Origin of the sequence: Streptomyces curacoi, from assembly GCF_001513975.1 — a bacterium.
Taxonomy (GTDB): domain Bacteria; phylum Actinomycetota; class Actinomycetes; order Streptomycetales; family Streptomycetaceae; genus Streptomyces; species Streptomyces curacoi.
In genome coordinates, this window is the sequence record NZ_KQ947984.1 from 233,146 (window position 1) to 259,498 (window position 26,353).

Consider the following 26,353-nt stretch of genomic DNA (forward strand, 5'->3'; position numbering starts at 1 on the left):
GCGACTGCCGGGGCACCTGTTCACAAGAGTGCAACACCCCTTCCCACTATGCGGACATTCACCGTCGTGACCTCGACAAACACGACGGTGTACTGTCAATCTCCCGGCATGCACCCTGCCCCTAGCGCGCTGCGCCGCGCCGCCGCCGTCGCAACGACAGCCCTGCTCGCCACCGCTCTCGGCTGTGCTCCACAGCCGGAGGAGAAGGCCGCCGACACTCCGTCGGGTTCGACGGCGAGCACCTGTGCCAAGGGCAAGCTGGCCACCAAGACCTCGGGCAAGCTGACGATCGCCACTGACGAACCGGCGTACGAGCCCTGGTTCAAGGACGACGAGCCCGCCAACGGAGAGGGCTTCGAATCGGCGGTCGCGTACGCCGTGGCGAAGCAGCTCGGCTATGACAAGAGCGCCGTCGTATGGCAGAGCGTGCCGTTCAACAAGGCTTTCGCGCCTGGTGAGAAGACCTTCGACTTCGACATCAACCAGGTGTCCATCAGCGACGAGCGCAAGAAGGCCGTGGACTTCTCGTCCGGCTACTACGACGTCCGCCAGGCCGTCATCGCGCTGAAGGGCACCAAGGCCGCGAAGGCGAAGAGCATCGCGGACCTGAAGGGCCTCAAGCTGGGCGCACAGGTCGGCACCACCAGCCTCGGTTACATCGACGACGTGGTGAAGCCGACTCAGGAGGCCGCCGCCTACGCCAAGAACGACCAGGCCAAGTCCGCGCTGAAGAACGGTCAGGTCGACGCCGTCGTCGTCGACCTGCCGACCGCCTTCTACATCACCGCGGCCGAGGTGACGGACGCGACGATCGTCGGGCAGTTCGAGAACCGGGGCGGTACGCCGGAGCAGTTCGGGCTGGTGCTCGACAAGGGCAGCGCGCTCACCTCGTGCGTGACGGGCGCCGTGGACACCCTGCGCAAGGACGGCACGCTGGCCGAGCTAGAGCAGCGGTGGCTGTCGGACGCGGTCGACGCTCCGGTGCTCAAGTGACGGTCACGAAGGAGGAGTCCGGGCAGGAGGGCGCGGACGACAACGGTGGCATGCCCGGCGCGGGCGACGACGGTTACGTCCCCTCGCAGCGGCGTCTCGACCGCGAGCGCTACAAGCGTGCCCGGGCCCGCCGCGCCACGGCGATCGCGGCGCTCTCCACCCTGATCACGGGAGTCGCCCTCTACCTGGTCGTGGTCAACGCGCCGGGCTGGCCGCGCACCAAAGAGACCTTCTTCGACTGGCAGTACGCGCGCGAGGCGTTCCCCAAGGTCCTCGAAGGGCTCTGGCTCAACGTCCGGCTGCTGCTGATCTGCGGCGCTGCCGTGCTGGTCCTGGGGATGCTCATCGCCGTCGCACGCACGCTGCGCGGCCCGGTGTTCTTCCCACTGCGGGCACTGGCGGCCGCCTACACGGACTTCTTCCGGGGCCTTCCGCTCATCATCAACCTCATGATCGTCGTCCTGGGCGTCCCGGCGCTGCGCCTGCAGGGCGTGACCGTCGATCCCGTGCTGCTGGGCGGTACGGCGCTCACGCTGACGTATTCGGCGTACGTCGCCGAGGTGTTCCGCGCCGGCATCGAGTCCGTCCACCCCTCGCAGCGCGCCGCGGCCCGCTCGCTCGGCCTCACCAACCGGCAGGCCCTGCGGCATGTCGTCCTGCCGCAGGCGGTACGCCGTCAGGTGCCGCCGCTGCTGAACGATCTGGTGTCGCTGCAGAAGGACACGGGCCTCGTGTCGATCGGCGGGGCGGTGGACGCCGTACGGGCCGCGGACATCATCGTGGGCCGCAGCCTCAACTACACGCCGTACATCGTCGCGGGCCTGGTCTTTGTGGCGCTGACCATCCCGATGACCCGCTTCACGGACTGGGTGACGGCCCGGATGGACCGTCGGCGCGCCCAAGGAGGAGCCCTGTGAGCGACGCACCTGTGCTGCGCATGGAGTCAGTCCGCAAGACCTTCGGCGAGGCGGTCGTGCTGCGCGACGTCGACCTGGAGGTCGCCCCGCACACGGTGACCGCGCTGATCGGTGCCTCCGGCTCCGGCAAGTCCACGCTGCTGCGGTGCGCGAACCTCCTGGAGGACATCGACGACGGCGCGATCTGGCTGGACGACGAGGAGATCACCGATCCGCGTGTCGACCAGGACGCCGTACGCCGCCGTATCGGCGTGGTGTTCCAGGCGTACAACCTCTTCCCGCACATGACGGTCCTGGAGAACATCACCCTCGCCCCGCGCCGGGTGCACGGCGTGTCCCGCGCGGAGGCCGAGGCACGCGCGCGTGAGCTGCTGGAGCGGCTCGGGCTGGACGGCAAGGCGGGCGAGTACCCGGACCGGCTGAGCGGTGGCCAGCAGCAGCGGGTCGCGATCGTCCGCGCCCTGGCCGTACGTCCCCGGCTGCTGCTGCTCGACGAGATCACCGCCGCTCTCGACCCGGAACTCGTGGGCGAAGTCCTCGCCGTCGTCCGCGACTTGAAGGAGGACGGGATGACGATGGTGCTGGCCACCCACGAGATGGGGTTCGCACGCGAGGTCGCCGACCAGGTTTGTTTTCTGGACGGAGGCGTCGTGCTGGAGCACGGCACGCCCGAGCAGATCTTCGGCGATCCGCAGCAGGAGCGCACTCGGCGCTTCCTTCGGCGGATCGTGGAGGCGGGGCGGCTGTAAGGACCGCCCGCAATGGTCGGCGGTCCTTACATCCCTGTCGACGTCAGGTGTCCGCCTGCCCCGCTCCCGCCAGCGCCGCCACCCGCTCCACCCCGAACACGTACCCCTGCACACCGCACCCCGCGATGACCCCGTCGGCGCGCAGGGAGACATACGAGTGGTGTCGGAACGACTCGCGCTTGTGGATGTTGGAGATGTGGACCTCCAACACCGGAAGGCCGTCACAGGTGTTGAGCGCATCCAGGATCGCCACCGAGGTGTGCGAGTAGGCACCGGGGTTGATCACGATCCCGCAGTGGTTCAACCGCGCCTCGTGGATCCAGTCGACCAACTCACCCTCGTGGTTGGACTGCCGGAAGTCGATCGTGCCGCCGTGCGAGGCCGCCGCCTTGGCGCACATGGCCTCGACATCGGCCAGGGTTTCCGAGCCGTAGATCTCCGGCTGGCGCTGGCCGAGCAGGTTCAGATTGGGCCCGTTGAGGATCATGATCGGGGCGTTGGCCAGGGTGCGGGGCACGTTTCCTCCGGTCCGTTCGGGGTCGGGCGGTCCGCCGGGGACCGCTGCTCAGACCCCGGTTTATCACGGTGCGCAGGCCAGACCATGGGCCATACGCTCCGGACATGACCATGATCTCCTACCCTCCCAAGCCCTCCCCCGGCGACCGCATCGCCGTCATCTCGCCCGGCGCCGGCCTGCCCGGGCTGCTCCCGCGACCCTACGAACTGGGCCTGGAGCGGCTGCGCAAGGACTACGAGCTCGAACCGGTCGAGTACCCGGCGACCCGCAAGATGGGCTCGACACCGCAGGAACGGGCCGACGACATCCACGCCGCGTTCGCCGACCCCGACATCAAGGCGGTCATCGCGTCGATCGGCGGCGACGACCAGATCACGGTACTGCCCTTCCTGGACCGGGAGTTGATCCGGGCGAACCCGAAGCCGTTCTTCGGGATGAGCGACAACACGAATCTGCTCATGTTCCTGCGCAACACCGGGATCGTCGGCTTTCACGGCGCGACCGTGATGTGCGAGCTGGGCCGCCCGGGCGCCATGAACCCGCAGACGGCCGAGTCCCTGCGAGCCGCCTTGTTCACCTCTGGCGAGTACGAGCTCAAGCCCGCCGAGCGCTGGAACGACATCAACCGCGACTGGGCCGACCCGGCGACCTTCGACGCGGAGCCGCAGATGCGACCCGCCGACGGCTGGACCTGGCTCAACGCCGACCGGGTGGTGGAAGGCCGCACTTGGGGCGGCTGTCTGGAGATCGTCGGCTGGCTGCTGATGGCCGACCGCGAGATCTCCCGCGACCTCTCGGAGTACGACGGCGGAGTGCTGCTCCTGGAGACGTCGGAGGAGATGCCGAGCACCAACGAGGTCTTCTGGACCCTCCGGAACATGGGCGAGCGGGGGCTGCTCCAGCGCTTCTCCGCGCTGCTGATGGGCCGGGCGAAGACGTGGTCCTTCGAACGCCCCAACGGCCCGGAGGAGGCCGCTCGGTATGCCGCCGAGCAGCGCGAGGCCGTCCTGCGCGCCATGCGGGCCTACGCTCCGGACACCACGATCGTCTTCGACGTCGACTTCGGGCACGCCGATCCACAACTGGTGATCCCTTACGGCGGCTTGGTCCGCGTCGACGGTCCCGCCCGGCGCATCACCGTCACGTACTGACGAAGCCCGGGCGCGCCCGCACGCCCCCGTAACCCGCCGTCACAGTGGGTAGTTGACGCAGCATGCACGATGTACGCACAGTAAGGGCGCCCTCCATGCTGCGGCTCGCGGCCGCCTCGCTCGCCGGGACAGCCATCGAGTTCTACGACTTCTTCGTCTACGGGACCGCGGCGGCGCTGGTCCTGGGGCCCCTGTTCTTCCCGACGTTCTCGCCGGTGGCGGGAACCCTGGCCGCCTTCGCCACGTTCGGTGTGGGCTTTGTGGCGCGGCCACTGGGGTCGGTGCTGTTCGGGCACATCGGGGACCGGCACGGACGTCGGCCCGTCCTCGTCGCCTCGCTCCTGCTGACCGGGGCCTCCACGGTCGCGGTCGGCTGTGTACCGACGTACGACACGATCGGTGTGGCCGCTCCCCTGCTGCTGCTCGTACTGCGTTTTCTGCAGGGTCTGGGGATCGGCGGCGAGTGGGGCGGGGCAGTGCTGCTGACCGTGGAGCACGCGCCCGCGGGGCGGCGCGGCCTGTGGTCGAGTTTCCCGCAGGTCGGGCCGGCGCTGGGCTTCCTGCTCGCCAACGGTGTGGTGCTGGGGCTCTCGGCGACGCTGTCCGAGGCGCAGTTCTCCGCGTGGGGATGGCGCGTGCCGTTCTGGGCGGCGGGGGTGCTGGCCCTGGTGGGGCTGTGGCTGCGGTCGTCACTCGCAGAGAGCCCTCAGTTCCTCGACATCGACGACCACGCGCGCGTGCCGCTCACCGAGGTCGTACGCGACCACTGGCGGCTCGTTCTGCTGACGGCCGGTGGGCTCGCGATCGGATACGCGATCTTCTACACCGTGACGACCTGGTCGCTCGCGTACGCCACGGAGCGGCTGGGTGTGAACCGCAGCGTCATGCTGGTCTGCATCATGGGGGCGGTGGTGGTGAAGGGCGCGCTCACACCGCTGATGGCGGTGCTCGGCGACCGGTACGGGCGGCGGCCCCTGTGCCTCATCGGGTGCGCTGCCGCCGCCCTGTGGATGTTGCCGATGGTCGCGCTCCTGGCGACGGGCGCGCCGCTGCCGATGTTCCTGGGGTTCGTCGGGGCGATGATCGCGTTCATCACCATGTTCGCCGTGATCGCCGCGTACCTTCCGGAGCTGTACGAGCCCCGGGTGCGCTGCACGGGCGCCGCGGTGGGCTACAACCTCGGCGGAGTGCTCGGAGGTGCGCTCACTCCGATCGTGGCGACGGCACTCGCCGAGCAGGGCGGTCGGGTGCCCTGGGGCGTGGGGGCGTATCTGACGGGGATCGCGCTGCTCAGCCTGGCGTGCTTCGCGCTGCTGCCCGAGACGCGCCCGGTGCCTGCCGTGGCCGCGGAGCCCGCCACCGGGTGACGGGCTCCGCAGCACGGCGGGGCACGGCGCACGTAGGGCAGTGCGCACGGCGGGCACCGCACACGGCGACTACGGATTGATCGCGAGTTCCAGATAGGCCGCGAACAGCACCAGGTGGACGCCTCCTTGGAGCGGTGTCGCCCGCCCCGGAACCACCGTCAGCGAGCTCACCACCACCGTCAGGGCGAGGAGCACCATGTGCGTGGGGCCGAGGCCGAGGACGAGCGGGCCCGAGAGCCAGATGGAGGCGAGGGCGACCGCGGGGATGGTCAGGCCGATGCTGGCCATCGCCGAGCCGAGCGCGAGGTTCAGACTGGTCTGCACGCGGTCCCGGCGGGCCGAGCGCAGCGCGGCGATCGTCTCCGGGAGCAGCACCAGCATGGCGATGATCACGCCGACGACGGCGTGGGGCAGGCCGGCGGCCTCCACTCCGGACTCGATGGTGGGCGACACGCCCTTGGCCAGGCCGACCACGCCGATCAGGGCCAGGCCCAGCAGCCCCAGGCTGATCATGGCGGTGCGGGCTGAGGGCACGTCGGCATGGTCGTCCGCAGTGATCACCTCGCCCTGCCGGGTGATGGGGAGGAAGTAGTCGCGATGGCGCACGGTCTGGGTCGCCACGAACAGGCCGTAGAGGATCAACGAGGAGAGCGCGGCGAAGGTCAGCTGTACGCCGGAGAACTCCGGGCCGGGCTTGCTCGTGGTGAACGTCGGCAGCACCAGGCTGAGCGTGGCCAGGGTGGCGACGGTGGCGAGGGCGGCGCCGGTGCCCTCGGGGTTGAAGACCGCCGTGCGGTGCCGCAGCGAGGCAACCAGCAGGCACAGGCCGACGATGCCGTTGCAGGTGATCATCACGGCCGCGAAGACCGTGTCTCTGGCGAGGGTGGAGCTCTTGTCGCCGCCGTCGGCCATCAGGGTCACGATCAGGGCGACCTCGATGATCGTGACGGCGACGGCGAGGACGAGGGAGCCGAAGGGTTCGCCGACCCGGTGGGCGACCACTTCGGCGTGGTGTACGGCGGCCAGGACGGCCCCCGCGAGGACCAGGGTCACCAGCGCGACGGCCGCGCCGGGCAGATCCCGTCCCCAGGTGAAGGCCAGCAGGACTACCGCGAGCACCGGCACCAGGGACGTCCACCGGGTCGCGAGCGGCCTGAGCCGAGCGATCATGGAGCGATCGTCGCAGAGGCGTTCGGGGTTCGCATTCCGGTCTTCGGGGCTGCCGGGCGGCCCCGCGCCCTCGGGATGCGGGGCCCCTGTGCGTCGTATGTCGCTACGCGAAATCGGTCATCTCCTGTACGTCGCGATCTCGAAGTCGATGATCTGCACGAACTTCATGAGTGCGTCCACAGGTGCCCACCCTGCCGTGGCGCCCCCGGCCGGGACCGGCCGGGACACCCCGCCCCCAACGCAGCACCGGGAGAGGTGCTCGGCAATTCGCTGGGCACCACTCCCGGTGTTGGTTGTTGCTACGTCCGACGTGGTCAGACGTCGATGCTGTCCTTTGGAGCGCCTTCGCTCCGCTCCTGCGCCGCCTCGGCCGCCGCCTGCTTCTTGGAGGCCCTCAGGCTGGTGATCGTGGTGACGATCAGGACCGAGCAGATCACGCCGAGCGAGACGGGGATGCTGATCTCGGGGACATGGACCCCGGACTCGTGCAGCGCGTGCAGCACGAGCTTGACGCCGATGAAGCCCAGGATGATCGACAGACCGTAGCTGAGGTGGACCAGCTTCTTCAGCAGGCCGCCGATCAGGAAGTACAGCTGCCTCAGACCCATCAGCGCGAAGGCGTTGGCCGTGAACACGATGTACGGGTCCTGCGTCAGGCCGAAGATCGCGGGGATGGAGTCGAGCGCGAACAGCACGTCGGTGGAGCCGATCGCCAGCATCACGACCAGCATCGGGGTCATGACCCGCTTGCCGTTCTGCTGGATCCACAGCTTGGTGCCGTGGTAGCGGTCGGCGACACCGAACCTGCGCTCGGCGGCCTTGAGCAGCTTGTTCTCCTCCCAGTCCTCGTCCTCCTCGTTGGCCCTGGCCTCCTGGATGAGCTTCCAGGCGGTCCAGATGAGGAAGGCACCGAAGAGGTAGAACACCCACGAGAAGCTGGCGAGGATCGCAGCACCCGCGGCAATGAAGATCGCCCGCAGCACCAGGGCTATGAGGACACCGATGAGCAGCACACGCTGCTGGTACTGGGACGGCACCGCGAACTTCGCCATGATCAGGACGAAGACGAAGAGATTGTCGACACTCAGCGACTTCTCGGTGATGAAGCCCGCGAAGAACTCGCCGGCGGGCTGTCCGCCGCCGAAGACGAGCAAGCCGAGCCCGAAGAGGGCGGCCAGGACGATCCAGACGACCGTCCAGATTCCGGCTTCCTTGATCGACACGTCATGCGGCTTGCGGCCGATGAAGAAATCGACCGCGATCAGGGCGGCAAGGCCCACGATGGTCAGGACCCACAGGGTCGTGGAAACTTCCACTGCGCCTCCGGCAGTCGTAACGGCAAATGTCAGCGTCGTCGCGCGCCGGAGGTCTCTTCCACCCATGATGGGCCGACGCCCCGGGATCTGGCCGGATCCGTATTGACGGGTACGTCGCAGCAGACAGGGAGTACTCCCCTCCGTGGGATGAACAGTACCCAATCACCAAGGAAAGGTAAAGCGCTTGGCAAAAGAAGTGCCAAGTCAGCTGGTCAGGGGCGCTTTACCTGTACTTGGCCCGGGCCGCGGCGACCTCGGTGAGCACCTGCTGGAGCACCTGGCTGCCGGGCGGCACGAGTGAGGGCTCGTAGGTCCAGGCGTGCCCCACCCACGGGTCGGCGAGGTGGTCGTCCGGCACGGGCGTCAGTCGCAGCAGCGAACGCCACAGCGGGTCGAGCAACGGGCCGTAGCCGACGGCCTCCTCACGGTCCGCGACCATCATCAGGTGGACGCCGACGGCCGGGCCCTCGTCCGCCAGGTAGCGCAGCTGGTTCACGGCCCGGTCGTCGAAGCCGTGCGGGAAGTCGTTGACGATCAGCAGCTGCTCGGAGGTGTCGAATCCGGGCGGCAGGGAGTCGGGCGCACCGCCGCGCACGGCCATCTGCACCAGGTCGACGCGCTGGGTGAGCCGCGCGAGAACCTCCGCGACACCCGCCGCGCCCACGGCGGGCGGCGCCGCGAGCACCCCGGTCTGCACCAGCGGCGCCAGGGCCTGGGCGCCCGAACCGGCCGGATCGATGACGTGCACGGTGAACTCGCCCGCGGGGTGAACGGCAAGCAGCCGTGCCGCGTGCGCCACCGCAGTCTCCATCGCGAGACGCCGCAGGTCGTGGGAGTCGGTGAACGAGCCGTCGAGCGACCCGCCGCGTCCGCTGTCGATCCACAGACCGCGCTCCAACGGCAGCCGGACCAGCATCGGAATGCGCAACTGGGCGCTCTCGGGCAGGTGGAGGTCACCCAGACGCAGGGCCATGGGCATCTCCATCGGTACGCGGTAACCGTGCCAGACGGGGTTGTCCCAGCGCGCGTACGCGGGCGGCAGGGCGGGTTCGACGACCTCGGACTCGGCGGTGAGCTGGGCGATGTCCCGGTCGAGCGTCGCACTGGCCTGGTTGACGAGCTGCGCGTGCTTGGCCTGGGCGGCCTCGCGTGCGGCATCACCCTGTCCGCCGATCCGGCTGCGCGGGTCCGACAGGACCTGGTCGAGCTCCTTCTCCATGCGCGAGTCGGCGAAGTCGACCGCACTGCGGTAGGCGGCGGTCGTGCGCGCCAGGTCCTCGAACATGCCCCACACCTGGTTGTAGAGCCGCTCGTCCATGGACCAGCCGGTGGCGTCGCCCGCGACGGGCGGCGCGGGCTGTCCGGGCTGGGCCGGGGGCGCGGCCGGCGGGGGCGGCGGTGCTGCGTTCTGGCGGCGCGGGTGGCTGTAGTTGATCGAGCCGCCGGACGTGGGCGCGGATGTGTGGTGGGGGTCCGTGGTGTCGGCCCCGCCCTGATACGACGGCTGCGGGGCCGTCCGGTCCGGTACGCCGGGCGTTTGTGTGCCGTAGGGAGAGGTCGGCTCAGGGCTGGGCCCGCCCGGTATGCCAGGCGTCTGGGTGCCGTAGGGCGATGTCGGCTGCGGTGGTACGGGGCCGGAGGCGCCCTGCGGTGCGGGGCCGCCCTGGTCCGGGCCGAGTGCCGGTGCGGCCGTCTGCCGGGAACGGTCCCCGTCCGTCCGGGGCGGAGGTGCCGGCACGGAGCGGGCCATGCCCTGGGCCACCGCTTCGAGGATGTCGCCGGCGAGTTGGTGGGCCTGGGGCAGGCCCTGGTCGGTGAAGAGGTCCGCGAGGCCGTCGGCGTAGCCCTGGCCGATGGCACGTACCTTCCAGGCGCCCTGGCGGCGATAGAGCTCCAGGGCGATGACGGCCGACTCGGCCTCCAGGCCGGTGAGGGTGTACGTGGCGATCTCGGTGCCGTCGAGGCCGGTGACCGCGACGAAGGGGACGGCGACGGCGCCGAACCGGGTCGGGCCTCCCCCGCTCCCGGCTCCGTTCGAGCGGGCGGCGCCCCCGTCCCCGACCGGCAGGGCGAGCAGCACACTGACGCGGTGGACGGACTCCGGCATGGCGTCCAGATCCACTGCGAGGCGATGGTCGGCGGCGGCCTGCCGGGAGACCTCAAGACCGGGCAGGGTGGGGGCGCCGGGGTGGGCGACCCGTTCGACGCCGTGGATCCTGCCCTGCTCGTCGCCGAGCGTGGCTCCGGCGACGATCGGCGTCCCGGCCGAGATCCGGATCTCCAGACGGGTCTGGGAGAGCGGGTGGTTCTGCCCCCGCACCAGCTCGGCCGTCATGCCTTCGTCCCCCTGTGTCGCTTGTCGTGTCGTGTGCCGCTCGCCGGGCCCTCTTCCCGGCCTTACAGGACCGGCAGGATCGACGGCATCAGATCCTGGAAGGTGCGTCCGTTGGCCTGGGTGCCGAGGGCTGTCATCGTCCAGCCCGGGCCCGAGCGGTGCACCTTCGCCATGATCTGGGCGGTGTAGGCGCCACCGCCCGCGAGGGTGTAGCGGGCGAGCTCCTGACCGTTGGTCTCGTCGACCAGGCGGCAGAACGCGTTCTGCACCTCCTGGAAGGTCTGGCCCGTGAAGGAGTTGACCGTGAAGACGATCTGGTCGATGTGGACCGGGACGCGCGCGAGGTCGACGAGGATCGCCTCGTCGTCGCCCTGGCCGACACCGCCGACGAGGTTGTCCCCGGTGTGGCGCACCGAGCCGTCGTCGCTCACCAGATGGCGGAAGAAGACGACGTCGACCGGCTGCTTGTCCGCGAACAGGACGGCGGAGGCGTCCAGGTCGACCTCCCGCGTACGCGAGCCGAACAGGCCGCGCCGGGGAGCCGCCTGCCAGCCGAGACCCATGCGCACCGCGGTCAGGCTGCCGCCGTCGCTCTTCTGCAGACTGATGGCCTGACCCTTGGTCATGTTGACGGTCACGTGCTGATTCCCCTCTCGAACTGTCCCCTGTTGGCCGCGGACCCCGCGGATGACCAAAACCCTACGCAGGGGCACTGACAGGGCCGTACCCCGGTCCGCACTTTGTGTCGGTCTTGCAACACACTGCGTGCGTGGTGGTCCGTGGGGGACCGCCAGGGCGGCGCCGGTCCCAGGGTGCGGACCGGCGCCTGCGCGGGCCCGTCAGGCCAGGCCCGCCTCCTTCATCTGGCGCAGTTCCTTCTTCATCTCGGCCACCTCGTCGCGCAGCCGGGCCGCGATCTCGAACTGCAGATCCGCGGCGGCGGCGCGCATACGCTCCGTCAACTCCTCGATCTGCTCGGCCAGCTCGGCCGCCGGCCGGTCGGTCGGCACCGTCTCCTTGGCCTTGCCCTTGGCGGTCTTGGCCGCCTTCGCACCCTTGGCGGCCTTGTCGCCGAGGGAGGGCACGGGGGCTTTGGTGGCCCGGCCGTCCTTCTTCGCGCGATACCCCGAGCCGAGCAGCTGCTCCGTGTCGACGCCCTCGCGGGCGATCTGCGCGACGATGTCGTTGATCTTCTTGCGCAGCGGCTGGGGGTCGATGCCGTTCGCCTTGTTGTACGCGACCTGCTTCTCCCGGCGGCGGTTGGTCTCGTCGATGGCCTTCTCCATCGCCGGGGTGATCTTGTCGGCGTACATATGGACCTGGCCGGAGACATTGCGTGCCGCACGGCCGATGGTCTGGATGAGGGACGTGCCCGAGCGCAGGAAGCCCTCCTTGTCGGCGTCGAGGATCGCCACCAGGGACACCTCGGGCAGGTCGAGGCCCTCGCGGAGGAGGTTGATGCCGACGAGGACGTCGAACTCGCCGGAGCGAAGTTCGCGCAGCAGCTCCACACGGCGCAGCGTGTCGACGTCGCTGTGCAGATAGCGCACCTGGATGCCGAGCTCCAGGAAGTAGGCGGTGAGGTCCTCGGCCATCTTCTTGGTGAGGGTGGTGACCAGGACGCGCTCGTCCTTCTCGACGCGCTTTCGGATCTCGTGCACCAGGTCGTCGATCTGGCCCTCGGTGGGCTTGACGACGACCTCCGGGTCGACGAGGCCGGTCGGGCGGATGATCTGCTCGACCTGGCCGTCCGCGCGGGAGAGCTCGTAGGTGCCCGGGGTCGCCGACAGATAGACGGTCTGCCCGATGCGCTCCTGGAACTCCTCCCACTTCAGGGGGCGGTTGTCCAGGGCGGAGGGCAGCCGGAAGCCGTGCTCGACGAGGGTGCGCTTGCGGGACGCGTCGCCCTCGTACATGGCTCCGATCTGCGGCACGGTGACGTGCGACTCGTCGATGACGAGCAGGAAGTCGTCCGGGAAGTAGTCCAGCAGGGTGTTCGGCGGGGAGCCGGGCGAGCGCCCGTCGAAATGCATCGAGTAGTTCTCCACACCGGAGCAGGTGCCGATCTGGCGGAGCATCTCCAGGTCGTACGTCGTACGCATCCGCAGCCGCTGGGCCTCCAGGAGCTTGCCCTGCTTCTCCAGTTCGGCGAGGCGCTCCCCCAGCTCCTTCTCGATGTCGTTGACGGCCCGCTCCATGCGCTCGGGGCCCGCGACGTAGTGGGAGGCCGGGAAGACGTACAGCTGCTGGTCGTCGCTGATGATCTCGCCGGTGAGCGGGTGGAGGGTGGACAGGGCCTCGATCTCGTCGCCGAACATCTCGATGCGGACGGCGAGCTCCTCGTAGACCGGGAAGATCTCGATGGTGTCACCGCGCACGCGGAAGGTGCCGCGGGTGAAGGCCATGTCGTTGCGCGTGTACTGGATGTCCACGAAGCGGCGCAGCAGTTGGTCCCGGTCGATCTCGTCGCCGACCTTGAGGGGGACCATGCGGTCCACGTACTCCTGCGGGGTACCGAGGCCGTAGATGCAGGAGACCGAGGCGACCACGATGACGTCACGGCGGGTGAGCAGCGAGTTGGTCGCGGAGTGGCGCAGGCGCTCGACCTCCTCGTTGATCGAGGAGTCCTTCTCGATATAGGTGTCCGACTGCGGGACGTACGCCTCGGGCTGGTAGTAGTCGTAGTACGAGACGAAGTACTCGACGGCGTTGTTCGGCAGCAGCTCGCGGAACTCGTTCGCCAGCTGGGCGGCCAGCGTTTTGTTCGGCGCCATCACCAGGGTGGGGCGCTGGAGCTTCTCGATCATCCACGCGGTGGTGGCGGACTTGCCGGTGCCGGTCGCGCCGAGCAGCACGACGTCCTTCTCGCCGGCTTCGATGCGCCGGGCGAGCTCGGCGATGGCCTGCGGCTGGTCGCCGCTGGGCTGGTAGGGGCTGACGACCTCGAAAGGCGCCACCGTGCGTTCGATGCTGGAAACGGGCCGCATGGAATCCACCGTACGACCCCCCACTGACAACGCGGCCCGATCAGTGGTTCTGCGGGGCGCGGGAGCCTCGGTGCTCCTGGCTGCGGCGGGTGCGCAGCTGGGGACGGCTGGCCTGGTGCGGGACCGCCGTGTGGGCCGGCACGCCCGGTTTGTCTTCGACGGGGGCACTCGCCGGTTTCCCCATGACGATCAGCGGGTCGAACAGCACGACGACGCCCGCGAGGAGCAGGAAGGCGAGCGGGCCGACCATCATCGGCGCCAGCAGGGCGGCCGGCGAGTCGCCCGCGGAGGGAGCGTCGGTGCCGTGCAGATGGACGCTGAGGGCGGCCATGCCGGTGTAGTGCATGCCGCTGACGGCGAGGCCCATGACGAGGCTCGCGCCCACGCTCCACATCAGCCCTCTGACCTGTCCGGCGGCCCACAGGGCGGCGGTGGCCGCTCCCATCGCTATGACGACGGAGACGGCGACGGTGAACGTGTTGTACTCCAGCCTGCCGTTCAGCCGCATACCGGCCATGCCCAAATAGTGCATCGAGGCTATGCCGAGGCCGGTGATGGTGCCGCCGGTGAACAGGGCCGCTCCACGGGCGCCCTTGTAACCGACGATGAAGATTCCGATACCCACCATCACGATCGCGACGGCGAGACTCCCGAACGTCATCGGTTTGTCGTAGTGGACCGGTGTCTCCTCGACCGTGAACCCCATCATGGCGACGAAGTGCATGGTCCAGATACCAGAGCCGATGGCCGCCGAGCCCAGGGCGAGCCAGCCCGGGCGCCAGGACTGCGAAACAAGCATTGATCTGGTGGTGCAGCGCAGGCCGAGGGCACCGCCGAGACAGGCCATGAGGTAGGCCACCAGCGGTGTGACGAGTCCGTAGGTGAATCCGTCGACCGTGCCCTGCATACGCGGCTGCCCTTCCCGCCCTCTTACGTCCCGGAAATCCGTGAAATGCGCCCCTCCCAGGACCGCCGCGAGCGGTCAGGGTTGAGGCAGAGAGTAACCCCCACCGGAATGGTCGAACGATTTTCCGGCAAAGAAACACGGCCTTGCCCCAGTTGTGCGGCACGAGTGAGCGGGCTCAGGCAACTCCATTCATTCTGTGGCCATTCTGTACCCCTCCGTCGTTGACCCTCTGCTGTCACAGTTGATCTGTCCGTGATCGCTCGACGCGAGGAGTACGCATGCACGCGCGCGCTGTAGCCGCCACGACGACCGCACTCCTGGGTACCGCCGCTCTTCTGCTGCCCGCCCCTCACGCCCGGGCCGGGTCCGACCGGCCTACGGTCATCGCCCATCGCGGGGCCTCCGCCTATGCCCCGGAGAACACGCTGGCCGCCGTCGACAAGGCCGCCGAGCTGGGCATCGCCTGGGTGGAGAACGACGTCCAGCGCACCAAGGACGGCGAACTGGTCGTCCTCCACGACGACAACCTCAAGCGCACGACCGATGTCGAGGAGCTCTTCCCCGGCCGGGCGCCCTGGAAGGTGAAGGACTTCACCGCCGCCGAGATCGCCCGCCTGGACGCGGGCAGCTGGTTCAGTCCCGCGTACGCGGGCGCGCGCGTACCGACGCTGGAACAGTTCATGGACCGCATGGAGCTGCACCACCAGAAGCTGCTCCTGGAGATCAAGAACCCCGATCTGTACCCGGGCATCGAGCAGCAGACCCTCAAGGTCCTGGCCAACGAGGGCTGGCTGGACCGGAGCCACCTCGCGCGCCGGCTGATCGTGCAGAGCTTCAGCGCGGACAGCGTGCGGACCGTCCACAAGCTGAAGCCGGCCGTCAAGACCGGCTTCCTGGGGACGCCGTCCGTGGCGGACCTCCCCCGGTACGCGGCCTTCGCCGACCAGATCAATCCCTCGCATGGCTCCATCTCCATGGGCTACGTCGCCTCGGTCCACTACTACACGGGGCCTCACGGCAGGCCGCTGGAGGTCTTCACCTGGACCGTGAACGACGCGGACGCCGCCCGGCTGGCCGCCGACTACGGCGTGGACGGCATCATCACCAACAGCCCCGACGTGGTGCGGGACGCCCTGCCCGACGACTGATGCCCGCCCGACGGCCGTCCGCTCCCGGGGCGTTGTCAGTGCCGGGTCGTACGGTGGGCGCATGGACAGCCATGGGCAGTACGAGCAGCAGGTCGTGTGGGCCGTCGTCGGTACCGGCATCGGTCCGCTGATGCTGGCCGCGACCCGCGACGGCCTGGTCAGCGTCGTGTTCCACGCCACTCGGAGCGTGCGCGACAAGGCACTCGACCGGCTGGCGTCCCGGCTGGGTACCGAGCCGGTCGAGGCACCCGACTCCCCGCTGCTGGCCGAGGCGATACGTCAACTGGAGGAGTACTTCGCGGGCAGGCGGCACGACTTCGAGCTGCCCCTGGACTGGTCGCTGATCTCCGGTTTCAACCGGCAGGTGCTGCGCGAGCTGGCGTCCGGTGTCCCGTACGGCACGGTCGTCGGGTACGGCGATCTGGCCGGGCGAGTCGGGCAGCCGGGCGCGGCCCAGGCGGTGGGCACGGCGATGGGCGCCAACCCGCTGCCGGTCGTGGTGCCCTGCCACCGGGTGGTGGAGAGCGACGGCGGCATCGGCGGGTTCGGGGGCGGCCTGGAGACCAAGCGGAAGCTGCTCGCGCTGGAGGGGGTTCTGCCGGAGCCGCTGTTCTGAGGGTTCCGGGTCCTTTCCGAGGACGTCCCGGTCCGCTGGAGTTGGGCAGGCAAGAGATGAGGGGGAGACTGCGCCTGTGACGACACTTTTCACCCACCTGTACGCGGCCGGCCCGGTGGGCCGTCCCGAGTCGGCCCGTCGCACGTGCGGTACAGCCGGGTGCCCTGCATGACCGCCATGGAGCGGCAGGTCGTCGCGTCCGTCCCGCCCGACCGGTTGCCCGCCCTGCGGCGCCGCATATCCGCCGTGCTGATCACGACGCAGATCCTGGGCGGACTCGGCGTCGCCACCGGCATCGCGCTCGCGGCCGTGCTGGCCACGGAGGTCAGCGGCACCGAGTCGCTGTCCGGGCTCGCGCCCACCGCGACCGTCGCCGGCACAGCGGTGCTGTCGATGCCGCTCGCCGCGCTGATGACCGCGCGGGGGCGCCGTCCCGGGCTCGTCCTTGGCTATCTGATAGGGGCCGTGGGCGCCGGTGTCGCGGTGGTGGCGGCGCGGGTCGGGAGCTTTCCGCTGCTGCTGTGCGGGATGGCCGCGTTCGGCGCGGCCTCGTCGGCGAATCTGCAGGCGCGGTTCGCGGCCGCCGATCTGGCCGAGCCCGAGCGGCGGGCCCGGGCCATCTCCCTGGTCGTGTGGGCGACCACCATCGGCGCGGTCCTCGGCCCGAACATCGCCGCGCCCGCCGGCCGCAGCGTCACGGGCCTCGGGATACCCGCGGCGGCGGGTCCGTTCCTGTGGGCGGCCGGGATCTTCCTGATATCCGCGGTCGTGGTGGCCGTACTGTTGCGGCCGGACCCGCTGCTGACGGCGCGGGCGCTCGCGCCGGCCGAGGAGCAGTCACCCGCGGCCCGTTCCCTGCGTGCCGGGCTGGCCGCTGTGGCCGCCTCGCCGCGGGCCCGGCTCGCGGTGGTGACGGTTGCCGTGGCGCACACGGCGATGGTCTCGGTGATGTCGATGACCCCGGTCGACCTCGCACACCACGGCGCGGGCATCGATCTGATCGGGCTGGTCATCAGCGGCCACATCGCGGGCATGTACGCGTTCGCGCCGCTCATGGGCCGGTTGTCGGACCGGCTGGGGCGGTTGTCCGGGATCGGGCTCGCCGTGGGGCTCCTGGCGTACGCGGTGTTCGTCGCCGGTACGGCGGGCGGCAGTCACGGGCAGACGGCCGTCGGGCTCTTCGTGCTGGGACTCGGCTGGTCGGCGGCGCTCGTCTCCGGCTCCGCGCTGCTCACGGACTCCGTCCCGCAGCCCGCGCGGGCCGCCTCGCAGGGGTTGTCGGACCTCATCATGAACGCGTCCGCGGGCCTCGGCGGGGCCGCCGCCGGGCTCGTGGTCGCCCAGGCGAGCTACGCCTGGCTGAACTTCACCGCGGCGTGCCTGCTCGTCCCGTTGGCGGCGCTGGCGCTGTTCACGCGGGGCAGGCGGACGAAGGACGTTCCGACGGGCAAGTGACCTTCCCCGCGCCTCGTCCAAGGACGGGAAGGGCCCTTGAGGGGGCCACGCGCGCCGCAGGCCCGGCGGGTGGTCGGCCGTAGCCCCCGTGGAGCTAGTCGTAGTGGCGAGCCTCGAAGACGTTGCCGTCCGGGTCGCGGAAGTAAAAGCTGCGCTTGGCCTTGCCGCGGGCGCCGAAGGAGTCGTACGAGTAGTCCGACACGGGTACGTCCCGCTCCTCCAGGTGGGTGCGCAGCTTGTGGAAGTCCTCCTCCGGCAGCGACAGACAGACGTGGTTGACCGGGTGCCCCGCGCTCCGGGCGGCACCGGGGAGCATCTTCATGCGCTCCGCCATGGCCAGGGGCATGAGGTCGAGGATGGTCTCCTCGTTGACGCGCACCGAGGGGAACGGCGCCTCGCCCGCGGTGAACTCGCTGAGCCTGAGGGGCTCCATGTCGAGCGTCTTCTCGTAGAACTCGGCCGAGGCGGCCGGGTCGCGCACCCAGAGAACGACGTGGTCGAGACGTGTGGTGTTGTCGGTCATGCGTCCAAGGCTGGTGTCGTCCCCCACAGGCCGCAAGGGTTTGATCTGGCGTGGCGCCCGCCAGAGATGAGGGGAGACCGACAGACAGGAGGCAGGCGCGTGGTGCTGGTGGTGTCCGAGGAAGTACGTGAAGCGATCGACGCGCGTCGCCCCGTGGTGGCCCTGGAGTCCACGATCATCGCGCACGGCCTGCCGCGTCCGCGCAATCTGCAGGTGGCGCTGGAGCTGGAGGACGTCGTACGGCGGGAGGGCGCCGTTCCCGCGACGATCGCCGTGCTGGACGGACGCCCCCATGTCGGACTGGACAAGGAGCAGCTGGAGCGGATCGCGAACGAGGACGGGATCCGCAAGCTGGGGCACCGGGATCTGCCGCTCGCGGTGGCCGCCGGGGCGAGCGGGGCGACCACGGTGTCGGCGACGGCTCTGCTGGCGGCCCTCGCGGGCGTGCGGGTGTTCGCGACGGGCGGGCTCGGCGGCGTGCACCGGGAGTGGACGGTGACGCAGGACGAGTCGGCCGACCTCGGGCTGCTGGCGCGAGCGCGGATCACCGTGGTGTGTGCCGGGGTGAAGTCGATTCTGGACGTCCCGGCGACCCTGCAGCGGCTGGAGACGCTCGGCGTCGCGGTGGCCGGCTACCGCACCGAGCGCTTCCCCGGCTTCTATCTGTCCGACTCCGGGCATCCGGTGGACTGGACGCTTCAGTCGCCCCAGGAGGTGGCCGAGGTGATGCGCGCTCAGGACGCGCTGGGCGGGCCGGAGTCGGCGCTGATCGTCGCCAATCCCGTACCGGAGGAGGAGCAGTTGGATCCCGACCTGCACGCGCGTGTGCTCGCCGACGCCCTGCACGCGTGCGAGGAGCAGGGCATCACCGGCCAGGCGGTCACGCCGTTCCTGTTGGACTACTTGGTCCGGCACACCGACGGCGCCTCGCTGAACGCCAACCTGGCGGCCGTGCGCGGCAATGTACGGCTGGCGGGGCGCATCGCGGCGGCCTGGGCCCGGGCATGAGCGGGACGGCGGCGAGCAGGGCCGCCGGGAGCGAAGCGGGCGCGAGCGGACCGCCCCGCGTCGGCGCAGGCGACGGCGCGCTGCTGGTCGTCGGGGACGTGGTGACGGACGTCATCGCCCGTCATCGGGGGCCGCTCGCGTCGGGTACCGACACCGCGGCGGCCATCCGGACGATGCCGGGCGGCGCGGGCGCCAACGTGGCCTGCTGGGCGGCGCATTGGGGCGGTACGGAAGTACGGCTGCTGGGGCGAGTGGGCGCGGACGCGCACGCGTGGCACGAGCGCGAGCTGGCCGCGAGCGGAGTACGGCCCCGTCTCGTCGTGGACCGGCAGGCGCCGACCGGGACGGTGATCTGCCTGGTCGACACGGGTGCCGCTGCCGAGCGGACGTTTCTGACCGACAGCGGCGCGTCCCTGCGGCTCGATCCGGACGACTGGTCGGACACGCTGCTCGACGGTGTCGCCCGGCTGCACCTCTCGGGCTATCTGCTCTTCTCCGAGCCGAGCCGGAAGCTCGTGACGATGGCCCTGGAGTCGGCACGCGGGCGTGGAGTGCCGGTGAGCCTGGATCCCGCGTCGGCGGGCTTCCTGGAGGCGCTGGGCGTCGAGCGCTTCCTGGCGCTGGTGGACGGCATGGACGTACTGCTGCCCAGCCGTGACGAGGCGTGCCTGCTCACGGGGCTGCCCCATCCGGCGGACGCGGTGGCCGAGTTGAGCCGCCATGTCCCCTTGGTGGTCGCCAAACAGGGGGCGGACGGCGCACTGGTGGCCCGGTCGGGCACGGTGACCGCCCATGTCCCCGCCCTGCCGGCTGTTCCGAGGGACACGACGGGAGCCGGCGACGCATTCAGCGGTGCCTTTCTCGCGGCCCTGCTCACGGGTGCCGGGCCGGAAGACGCGGCTCGGGAGGGGTGCCGGGCGGGGGCGCTGGCGGTGGAGCGGGTCGGGGGGAGGCCGCCGAGTCCGGAGTGACGGTCGCTCGCGGCGGCGGTCGGCGTGACAGGCCGGCCACGGCGCAGCGGGCTATGGCGAGGCCTGCTGCGCCTCCGACGGCCCGGTGACTCGGCTCAGCTCGGCTCGGCTTGGCTCGGCTTGGCTCGGCTTGGCTCGGCTCAGCTCGGCTTGGCTCAGCTCAGCTTGGCTCAGCTCAGCTCGGCTCGGTTCGGTTCGGTTCCGCCGCAAGGGTCTGTCCCGTGCGGCCGACTGATGCACAAGAACCTGCCTAGGCCTTCCGCCCCCACGCCGAGATCATCGGGGCCGCGGCCAGGTCCAGGCCGCCGGCGTTGACGTTGGCGAGGTGGCGGTCGATGTCCTGGTCTGTGGCGAGGCCCGCGGTGACGAGATCGTCGCGCGTCTCACGGATCGTGGCGGACTCCAGGGCGGCGCAGGCGGGCGAGGCGACCGGGAAGTACGCGTCGGCCGCGACCCGGCGTAGTCCGGCCTCGCGCAGCAGGCGCGGGAGTCTTCGGCCGTAGGACAGGTCGGCGCCGCGGTCGGCGAGGAGGGTGTGGACGCCGCGGCGCAGGCGGTTCGCCAGTTGCTGTTCCGGTCCGTACTCGTCAAGGCAGAGCAGGGGCTGCAGGGCGGGATCGACATCCTCGACCAGGAGCCGGCCGCCCGGGCGCAGGGCCTCGACCATCGACCGCAACGCCCTTTCGTGGTCCGGCAGGTGAGAGAGCACCACCCGGGCGTGGACCAGGTCGAAGTCCTCCCCCGGCGGCTCGTCGGCGCCCACGTCGTGGACCCGGACTTCGACCGGCGGACGCGCGGCCGGGGTCAGCCCTGAGGTGTCGAGGTCGGTCGCGACGACCCTTCCGGTCGGCCCGACCTTCTTGGCCAGCCAGGAGACCACCGAGGTGCCGCCGGCGCCCACCTCCCAGCATTGCCAGCCGGGTCCGATACCGAACCCTTCGAGGTGCCGGAACGTCGTGGAGTCGAAGAGGGAGCCCAGGGCGTCGCCGTGCTCGCCCGCCTCGGTCTGCCGGTTGCCGAGGAGATATCCGTCGATTCGCACCATACCGAGATCATCCCAGTTGTCCCGCTTGTCGGGAGTGGTCGACGCTCGGCGGGACAGCCTCGAATTCGGTGGGGCCGCACTCGCTCTGCTCGTCCGCCCGGCTCGCCCACTCCGGCCATCCCCGCCCGTTCCGTACGGCGATGTGGGTGAAGTCCCTTCATCCACAGGCGGGAACAAAGCGGAATCCACCGCTCCCACAGGCTTACCCGCCGCTCACGCCCAACTGGCAGACTGGCGGGCCAGGGCGCAGAGATGCGGCGCGAGGGATCCACGCAAGGAGATCCAGGATGTCCATGGCAGGGAATCTGAGGAAGGTCACGGGCCTCGGCAAGGTCGAGGGTCTCCGCAAGGTGGCCCGGCTGGCCCGACGGCGCCCCCGCGTCGACCTCAGCCATCCCGCCCGGTCCCCGCTGGGCTCCTCGGTCGTGAACTGCGTGACGTACCAGGACGGTGTGCGGGTCCCGGAGTGCGGCGATCTGGTCGACGCCGTGGAGAGGGTGCGCAAGCGCGGAGGCGGGTTCGTCTGGCTCGGCCTCCACGAGCCGACGGATCAGGAGTTCGCGGGCATCGCCGAGCTGTTCGCCCTGCACCCGCTGGCGGTCGAGGACGCGGTCGAGGCGCATCAGCGGCCGAAACTGGAACGCTACGACGACACACTGTTCGCGGTGTTCAAAACGGTCTGCTACGTCGAGCACGAGGAGCTCACGGCGACGAGCGAGGTCGTGAACACCGGCGAGATCATGGTGTTCGTCGGCCAGGACTTCGTGATCACGGTGCGGCACGGACGGCACGGCTCACTTGGCCCGTTGCGCGAGGAGCTGGAGGCGGACCCCGATCAGCTCGCCAAGGGACCGGCGGCGGTGCTGCACGCGATCGCGGACCATGTGGTCGACGACTATCTGAATGTCACCGACTCGGTGCAGGAGGACATCGAGCAGGTCGAGACGGACGTGTTCGCGGAGAACGGCGCCCGGGCCGACCCGGGTCGGATCTACCAGCTGAAGCGTGAACTCCTTGAGCTGAAGCGGGCCGTGGTTCCGCTGGGCCGCCCGCTCGAGGAGTTGGCCACACGGCCGATCCGGGTGGTCGAGCCGGAGATACAGGCCTACTTCCGCGACGTCTCCGACCATCTGCTGCGCGCCAAGGAGCAGATCTCCGCCTTCGACGAACTGCTGAACTCGATCCTGCAGGCACACCTGGCCCAGGTCACCGTCGCGCAGAACGAGGACATGCGGAAGATCACGGCCTGGGCCGCGATCATCGCCGTACCGACGATGGTGTGCGGGGTGTACGGGATGAACTTCAAGTACATGCCGGAGCTGCGCTGGACATTCGGCTATCCGCTGGTCATAGCCGTGATATCCGTCGCGTGCGTGGCGCTGTACCGCGGCTTCCGGCGCAACGGGTGGCTCTGACGCTCCTCGGGCCGGCTCCGGCGTCCCCGCCCGGCACGGCCGGCCGGACGGGAACGACCCAGAGTCGGAGCGGGGCGGTCGCCGGTCAGTGCGTCGTCGGCGCCGCCGTCCTGGCGTAGACGCTCTCGGCCCACTGGCCGATCTGCTTCTCCGACAGGTGCTGGGCCAGATCGGCCTCGCTGATCATGCCGACCAGGCGCTTGTTCTCGATGACGGGGAGCCGGCGGATCTGGTGCTCCTTCATCTCCCGGAGCACCTCAGTGATGTCGGCGTTCGCATCGATCCAGCGCGGGGTGCCCTGGGCCATGTCGCCGGCGGTGACCTTGCTCGGGTCGCGGCCCATGGCCACGCAGCCGATGACGATGTCGCGGTCGGTGAGGATGCCGCAGAGCCGTTCGTTCTGGTCGCTGATGGGCAGGGCTCCGACGCCGAGGTCGCGCATCAGCTGGGCGGCGCGGTCCAGGGTCTCGTTGGCCGGGATCCACTGGGCGCCACGGTGCATGATGTCTCCGGCAGTGGTCATGAAGTACCTCCCGTTGCCGGACGGCCGGCGCGGCGCGGGACGCACCGCTAGTCCCGGCGCCCTTCATTCTCGCCGTGCCAACCGGCGTCCGCACCCGGAGGCGAGTGGTGACGGCCACCCGCAGCGAGCGGCGGTCAGGCGGAGAAGCGCACGATCTTCCGTGGTACGACGCGGATGATCACGCGGGTCTCGTCCTCTTTCTCGGCGGGCGGATCGATGCCCAGGTACTTGTGCGAGAGCTCGAACGGGAGCCGCTTGGCCTCGTCCGGGAGTATCTCGGCGGTGCCCCGGATCTCGACTGAGGTGTAGGGGTTGGCGAGGTCGTACACCGAGACGCTGATGCGGGGGTCCCGGCGGAGGTTGCGCACCTTCTGGCGGCGTCGACGGAGGAGAAGAGCACGGTGTCGCCCTCGCGCTTGATCCAGACCACGGAGTTCTGGGGGGCGCCGTCCGGGCCGAGGTTGGCCACGCCGGCGAAGTTCTTGCCGTCGAGCAGGGAGCGTACGGAGTCGTCGAAGGAGATCGGATCAGCCGTCGGAGATCGTCATGGCACCACAGCAATTAAATGCACGCACATATAAAAGTGGTTTGGTTGATCAACCGCTCCACGCCGGGCGCCGGGGGTCGTCGGCGCGCACCAGGACGTCGGCCGTGCCGGCCGGGTCGGTCTCGTGGTCGTAGCGCTCGAAGGCGGGGAGGGTCCAGTGCTCGGCTTCGGGGGTACGGCGGCGCAGGGCACCGGGCGAGAGGAGGACGTGGACGGTCAGATCGAAGGGGAACCAGTGGCGCAAAAGGAGGGGACCGTGCATCAGCAGGAGCCCACTGGGCGGGAGTTGGACGTAGGGGCTGCGGGTGGCCCGGTCGGTGGCCGGGTCCCACAGATCGGGCAGGACACGGCCGTCGCCGCCGGGTTCGAGGGGGCCGAAGACCTCGCGCCACAGGGCGCCGGTGTCGAACCAGCCGTCGTAATAGGCCTCCACGTCCCGGTGCCCGTACTCCAGGCGGACCGAGGCGGGGCGCAGGAAGCCCTCCGTGCCGACGGTGAGCGAAGGGCGGCCGCGTATGCGCAGCGCCTCACCGACCCGTTCGGCGAGGTCTCCCAGGCGGGCCGCCGGGGCGCCGTCGAAGGCGATGCGCGGCCAAGGGCTGCCGTCGGCCGGCTTCAGGTCGAGCAGACGCTCGGCCAGCAGGTCGCCGAGCCGGTCCCAGGTGATCGCTTCGAGTCGCACAGGGCCCATGATGCGGCAGGGGACCACCGAGGCGCGTCGCACTCCGGGGCAGCCGGCTCCGGGAAACGGAAGGAGCGGCCGCTGCCGCGAGCCGACGGTGCCGGCCCCCCTCGCTTGCTCGGACAGCTCGCCGGTCCGGCCCGTGGAACAGCTCGCCGGGCAGCTTGTCCGGGCAGTTCCCCGGCCCTTGTCAGGGAGTTCCCCCGCCCCGGGCCGAGGGGAATGAACCCCCTATGGCGCCCCTCGCAACTCCCCCGCCCCGTACCGGTCCTCTCGTCATCCAGCCCCTCAAGCGGCGGCACTGCGCGGAGTGCCAGGCGGGACCGTTGCGGATGCTCGTACTGGAGGACGGTGCGCCGCGCTGTCTCGACTGTGCCGACCTCGGGCATCTGGTGTTCCTGCCGCGTGGCGACACGGCGTTGACGCGGCGGTCGCGGGAGGAGAGTGCGCTGTCGGCGGTGGTCGTGCGGTTCAACCGGCGCAAGAGCCGTTACGAACGGCAGGGCGTCCTGGTGGAGGAGGCGGGGCTCGCCCGGGCCGAGGAGCGGTGCCTGGCGGACGCGGAGGCCCGGCGACGGCGACGGGTGCGGGACGCGAGACGGCGGGCACGGGAGGACGCGCGGTTCGCGGAGGCGTTCGCGGTCGAGATACGGCGGCTGTTCCCGGCGTGTCCGGCGGACCGGGCACGGGACATCGCCGCGCATGCGTCGCTGCGGGGCAGTGGGCGGGTGGGGCGGAGTGCGGCTGGGCGGGCGTTGACCGAGGGGGCGGTGACGTCGGCGGTCGTGGCGTCCGTACGGCACATGGACACGCCGTACGACCAGCTGCTGATGAGCGGGGTGCCGCGACACGAGGCTCGGCGGCGGATCGCGGCGGTCGTGGAGACGACGTTGCGAGGGTGGCGGGCGGAGGTGTCGGAGGTCGGCTGAGGACGGGGCCGGGAGAGGGGGTCGGAGGACGGGAGAGGGGGTCGGAGGATGGGAGGGTTGGGCGGTCGTTCGGGGCGGGCGGGCAGCGTCGTCGTGTTGAGGGCCGCTGCGGTGGATCGGCTGTAGCCGACTGACGCGCGTGACACGCTCCATGCCGGCGAACACCGGCACGCAAGGACACACGCGCGGGGGCGGGCAGGGGGGCGGCATCGCGGCCGGTGCGCCTCGTTCCGCCATCGAGAGGTCGGCGTCGGGCGACTCGCTCCGGCCCCGCGCCGGTCAGCGTTGCAGTCGCGGAGCGCGGCGTGGCAGCGGTCACCGTCGGCGCCCCGTTTCCAAGGTGCGACGCCTCCGGTCGTCCCCGTGGACGCTCGCGTATGTGCTCGCGGTGATCGGCCATGGTCACTGTTCTCGTACCGGATTTCACTTGTGGTGACGGATGGGGCCGGGAAGGATCTCGGCGGGATGGCGGGATGGCGGGAGTTGACGTTGACATGATCGATGGGCCGTACTTCGTACTGATCGTGATCGGTGTGGTCGGGACCGGTCTCGTGGCCGGGGTCTTCTGTGCCTTCTCGACCTTCGTGATGCGGGGACTCGCCGCGCTGCCGCCCGCGCAGGGTGTCGCCGCGATGAAGGCGATCAATGTGACCGCGCTGATGCCGGCGTTCATGCTGGTGTTCATAGGGTCGGCGGTGCTGTGTGCGGTGATCGCCGTGGTGACGTTCGTGCTCTGGCCGCATGAGGGGACGGTGGAGCTGCTGCTGGGCAGCGGGCTGTTTTTGTTCGGCTCGTTCGGGGTGACGATGGTGGCGAACGTGCCCCGCAACGACGCGCTGCTCAAGCTCGACGCGGGCACCCCGGAGGCCGCCGCCTACTGGTCGACGTATGTGCGCGAGTGGACGGCGTGGAACCACGTGCGCACGGTCGCATCCGCCGCCGCGACGGTGTCGTACGTACTGGCCCTCAGCTGACCCACCCGCGCGACCCACCCGTGTGACCCACCCGCGCTCGGGGTGAGCCGGGAGAGAATCCGGAATCCGCGGAAGAACCGGCCAGAAAGCGCTGTCCCCCACTCTGCG

The 26,353-nt window shown here is 70.3% G+C and carries 25 protein-coding genes; 13 read left to right on the plus strand and 12 right to left on the minus strand.

Annotated elements, in window-relative coordinates; all coding sequences use genetic code 11:
- The first annotated feature begins 108 nt into the window (after positions 1-108).
- Genes AQI70_RS01050 through AQI70_RS01060 form a run of 3 tightly spaced genes read left to right on the plus strand, consistent with a single transcriptional unit; the run spans position 109 to position 2,659 of the window.
- A complete protein-coding gene (locus tag AQI70_RS01050; protein WP_062142695.1) occupies positions 109-993 on the plus strand; it encodes an ABC transporter substrate-binding protein in 885 nt (294 codons plus the stop codon).
- Complete coding sequence (locus AQI70_RS01055) at positions 990-1,910, plus strand: amino acid ABC transporter permease (RefSeq protein WP_004002121.1); 921 nt, start codon at positions 990-992, stop codon at positions 1,908-1,910. Before AQI70_RS01050 ends, AQI70_RS01055 begins: the two co-directional genes overlap by 4 nt.
- 20 nt (positions 1,911-1,930) lie before the next feature.
- Complete coding sequence (locus tag AQI70_RS01060; protein WP_062144894.1) at positions 1,931-2,659, plus strand: amino acid ABC transporter ATP-binding protein; 729 nt, start codon at positions 1,931-1,933, stop codon at positions 2,657-2,659.
- Between the two features lie 43 nt (positions 2,660-2,702).
- Here the strand turns inward: AQI70_RS01060 and aroQ are convergent, their stop codons facing one another.
- Positions 2,703-3,176 (minus strand): type II 3-dehydroquinate dehydratase, encoded by a 474-nt coding sequence (gene aroQ, locus AQI70_RS01065; RefSeq protein ID WP_062142698.1) that lies wholly within the window; start codon positions 3,174-3,176, stop codon positions 2,703-2,705.
- 104 nt (positions 3,177-3,280) lie between these two features.
- On the opposite strand from aroQ, the gene AQI70_RS01070 reads away from it, so the two are divergent.
- Together AQI70_RS01070 and AQI70_RS01075 are read left to right on the plus strand one after the other, a co-directional pair.
- Positions 3,281-4,327 carry a S66 family peptidase gene (locus AQI70_RS01070; RefSeq protein ID WP_062142702.1) on the plus strand — a complete coding sequence of 349 codons (1,047 nt, stop codon included), beginning with the start codon at positions 3,281-3,283 and terminating at the stop codon, positions 4,325-4,327.
- 95 nt (positions 4,328-4,422) lie between these two features.
- Positions 4,423-5,694, plus strand: coding sequence for an MFS transporter (locus AQI70_RS01075; RefSeq protein ID WP_062142705.1), 1,272 nt, complete (start codon positions 4,423-4,425; stop codon positions 5,692-5,694).
- A 69-nt stretch (positions 5,695-5,763) separates the two neighbouring features.
- Here AQI70_RS01075 and AQI70_RS01080 read toward each other — a convergent pair whose 3' ends face one another.
- The 6 genes from AQI70_RS01080 to AQI70_RS01105 form a co-directional block, all read right to left on the minus strand.
- A complete protein-coding gene (locus AQI70_RS01080) occupies positions 5,764-6,864 on the minus strand; it encodes a calcium:cation antiporter (protein ID WP_062142707.1) in 1,101 nt (366 codons plus the stop codon).
- 314 nt (positions 6,865-7,178) lie between these two features.
- On the minus strand, positions 7,179-8,180 hold the full coding sequence (locus AQI70_RS01085) for a TerC/Alx family metal homeostasis membrane protein (protein ID WP_062142710.1): 1,002 nt from the start codon (positions 8,178-8,180) through the stop codon (positions 7,179-7,181).
- Positions 8,181-8,403: 223 nt separating this feature from the next.
- A complete protein-coding gene (locus AQI70_RS01090) occupies positions 8,404-10,515 on the minus strand; it encodes a TerD family protein (RefSeq protein ID WP_062142713.1) in 2,112 nt (703 codons plus the stop codon).
- A 62-nt stretch (positions 10,516-10,577) separates the two neighbouring features.
- Positions 10,578-11,153, minus strand: coding sequence for a TerD family protein (locus tag AQI70_RS01095; protein WP_062142716.1), 576 nt, complete (start codon positions 11,151-11,153; stop codon positions 10,578-10,580).
- A 201-nt stretch (positions 11,154-11,354) separates the two neighbouring features.
- Positions 11,355-13,502, minus strand: a complete 2,148-nt coding sequence (uvrB, locus tag AQI70_RS01100; protein WP_062142719.1) for an excinuclease ABC subunit UvrB — start codon at positions 13,500-13,502, stop codon at positions 11,355-11,357.
- A 40-nt stretch (positions 13,503-13,542) separates the two neighbouring features.
- Complete coding sequence (locus AQI70_RS01105; protein WP_062142722.1) at positions 13,543-14,409, minus strand: MHYT domain-containing protein; 867 nt, start codon at positions 14,407-14,409, stop codon at positions 13,543-13,545.
- Between the two features lie 278 nt (positions 14,410-14,687).
- Here AQI70_RS01105 and AQI70_RS01110 point away from each other — a divergent pair, with 278 nt between their 5' ends.
- The 3 genes from AQI70_RS01110 (at position 14,688) to AQI70_RS01120 (ending at position 17,628) form a co-directional block, all read left to right on the plus strand.
- Positions 14,688-15,557: a glycerophosphodiester phosphodiesterase gene (locus AQI70_RS01110; RefSeq protein ID WP_062142725.1), complete on the plus strand. Its 870-nt coding sequence runs from the start codon at positions 14,688-14,690 to the stop codon at positions 15,555-15,557.
- 61 nt (positions 15,558-15,618) lie between these two features.
- Positions 15,619-16,173, plus strand: a complete 555-nt coding sequence (locus tag AQI70_RS01115; RefSeq protein ID WP_062142727.1) for a methylated-DNA--[protein]-cysteine S-methyltransferase — start codon at positions 15,619-15,621, stop codon at positions 16,171-16,173.
- Positions 16,174-16,341: 168 nt separating this feature from the next.
- Positions 16,342-17,628, plus strand: a complete 1,287-nt coding sequence (locus AQI70_RS01120) for an MFS transporter (RefSeq protein WP_062142729.1) — start codon at positions 16,342-16,344, stop codon at positions 17,626-17,628.
- A 94-nt stretch (positions 17,629-17,722) separates the two neighbouring features.
- Here AQI70_RS01120 and AQI70_RS01125 read toward each other — a convergent pair whose 3' ends face one another.
- Positions 17,723-18,151 (minus strand): VOC family protein, encoded by a 429-nt coding sequence (locus AQI70_RS01125; protein WP_062142733.1) that lies wholly within the window; start codon positions 18,149-18,151, stop codon positions 17,723-17,725.
- Positions 18,152-18,250: 99 nt separating this feature from the next.
- Here AQI70_RS01125 and AQI70_RS01130 point away from each other — a divergent pair, with 99 nt between their 5' ends.
- Complete coding sequence (locus tag AQI70_RS01130; RefSeq protein WP_062142736.1) at positions 18,251-19,159, plus strand: pseudouridine-5'-phosphate glycosidase; 909 nt, start codon at positions 18,251-18,253, stop codon at positions 19,157-19,159.
- Entirely contained in the window at positions 19,156-20,130 is a 975-nt protein-coding gene (locus AQI70_RS01135; RefSeq protein WP_079051099.1) for a carbohydrate kinase family protein, read from the plus strand. The genes AQI70_RS01130 and AQI70_RS01135 overlap by 4 nt, the downstream gene beginning before the upstream one ends.
- Positions 20,131-20,380: 250 nt before the next feature.
- On the opposite strand, the gene AQI70_RS01140 is transcribed toward AQI70_RS01135, so the two are convergent.
- Positions 20,381-21,175, minus strand: coding sequence for a methyltransferase (locus AQI70_RS01140; RefSeq protein WP_062142739.1), 795 nt, complete (start codon positions 21,173-21,175; stop codon positions 20,381-20,383).
- A gap of 287 nt (positions 21,176-21,462) precedes the next feature.
- Between AQI70_RS01140 and corA the strand changes: the two genes are divergently transcribed.
- Positions 21,463-22,590 (plus strand): magnesium/cobalt transporter CorA, encoded by a 1,128-nt coding sequence (corA, locus tag AQI70_RS01145; protein WP_062142742.1) that lies wholly within the window; start codon positions 21,463-21,465, stop codon positions 22,588-22,590.
- An 85-nt stretch (positions 22,591-22,675) separates the two neighbouring features.
- On the opposite strand, the gene AQI70_RS01150 is transcribed toward corA, so the two are convergent.
- From AQI70_RS01150 to AQI70_RS01160, 3 genes are all read right to left on the minus strand, one after another.
- Positions 22,676-23,113: a CBS domain-containing protein gene (locus AQI70_RS01150; protein WP_004002100.1), complete on the minus strand. Its 438-nt coding sequence runs from the start codon at positions 23,111-23,113 to the stop codon at positions 22,676-22,678.
- A 134-nt stretch (positions 23,114-23,247) separates the two neighbouring features.
- Complete coding sequence (locus AQI70_RS40745) at positions 23,248-23,481, minus strand: pyridoxamine 5'-phosphate oxidase family protein (RefSeq protein WP_341845932.1); 234 nt, start codon at positions 23,479-23,481, stop codon at positions 23,248-23,250.
- 228 nt (positions 23,482-23,709) lie between these two features.
- Positions 23,710-24,351, minus strand: a complete 642-nt coding sequence (locus AQI70_RS01160; protein ID WP_208607265.1) for a nucleoside/nucleotide kinase family protein — start codon at positions 24,349-24,351, stop codon at positions 23,710-23,712.
- Between the two features lie 224 nt (positions 24,352-24,575).
- On the opposite strand from AQI70_RS01160, the gene AQI70_RS01165 reads away from it, so the two are divergent.
- Entirely contained in the window at positions 24,576-25,271 is a 696-nt protein-coding gene (locus AQI70_RS01165; RefSeq protein ID WP_062142745.1) for a DUF2293 domain-containing protein, read from the plus strand.
- Positions 25,272-25,765: 494 nt separating this feature from the next.
- Entirely contained in the window at positions 25,766-26,245 is a 480-nt protein-coding gene (locus tag AQI70_RS01170; protein ID WP_062142747.1) for an anthrone oxygenase family protein, read from the plus strand.
- The last annotated feature ends 108 nt before the right edge of the window (positions 26,246-26,353 follow it).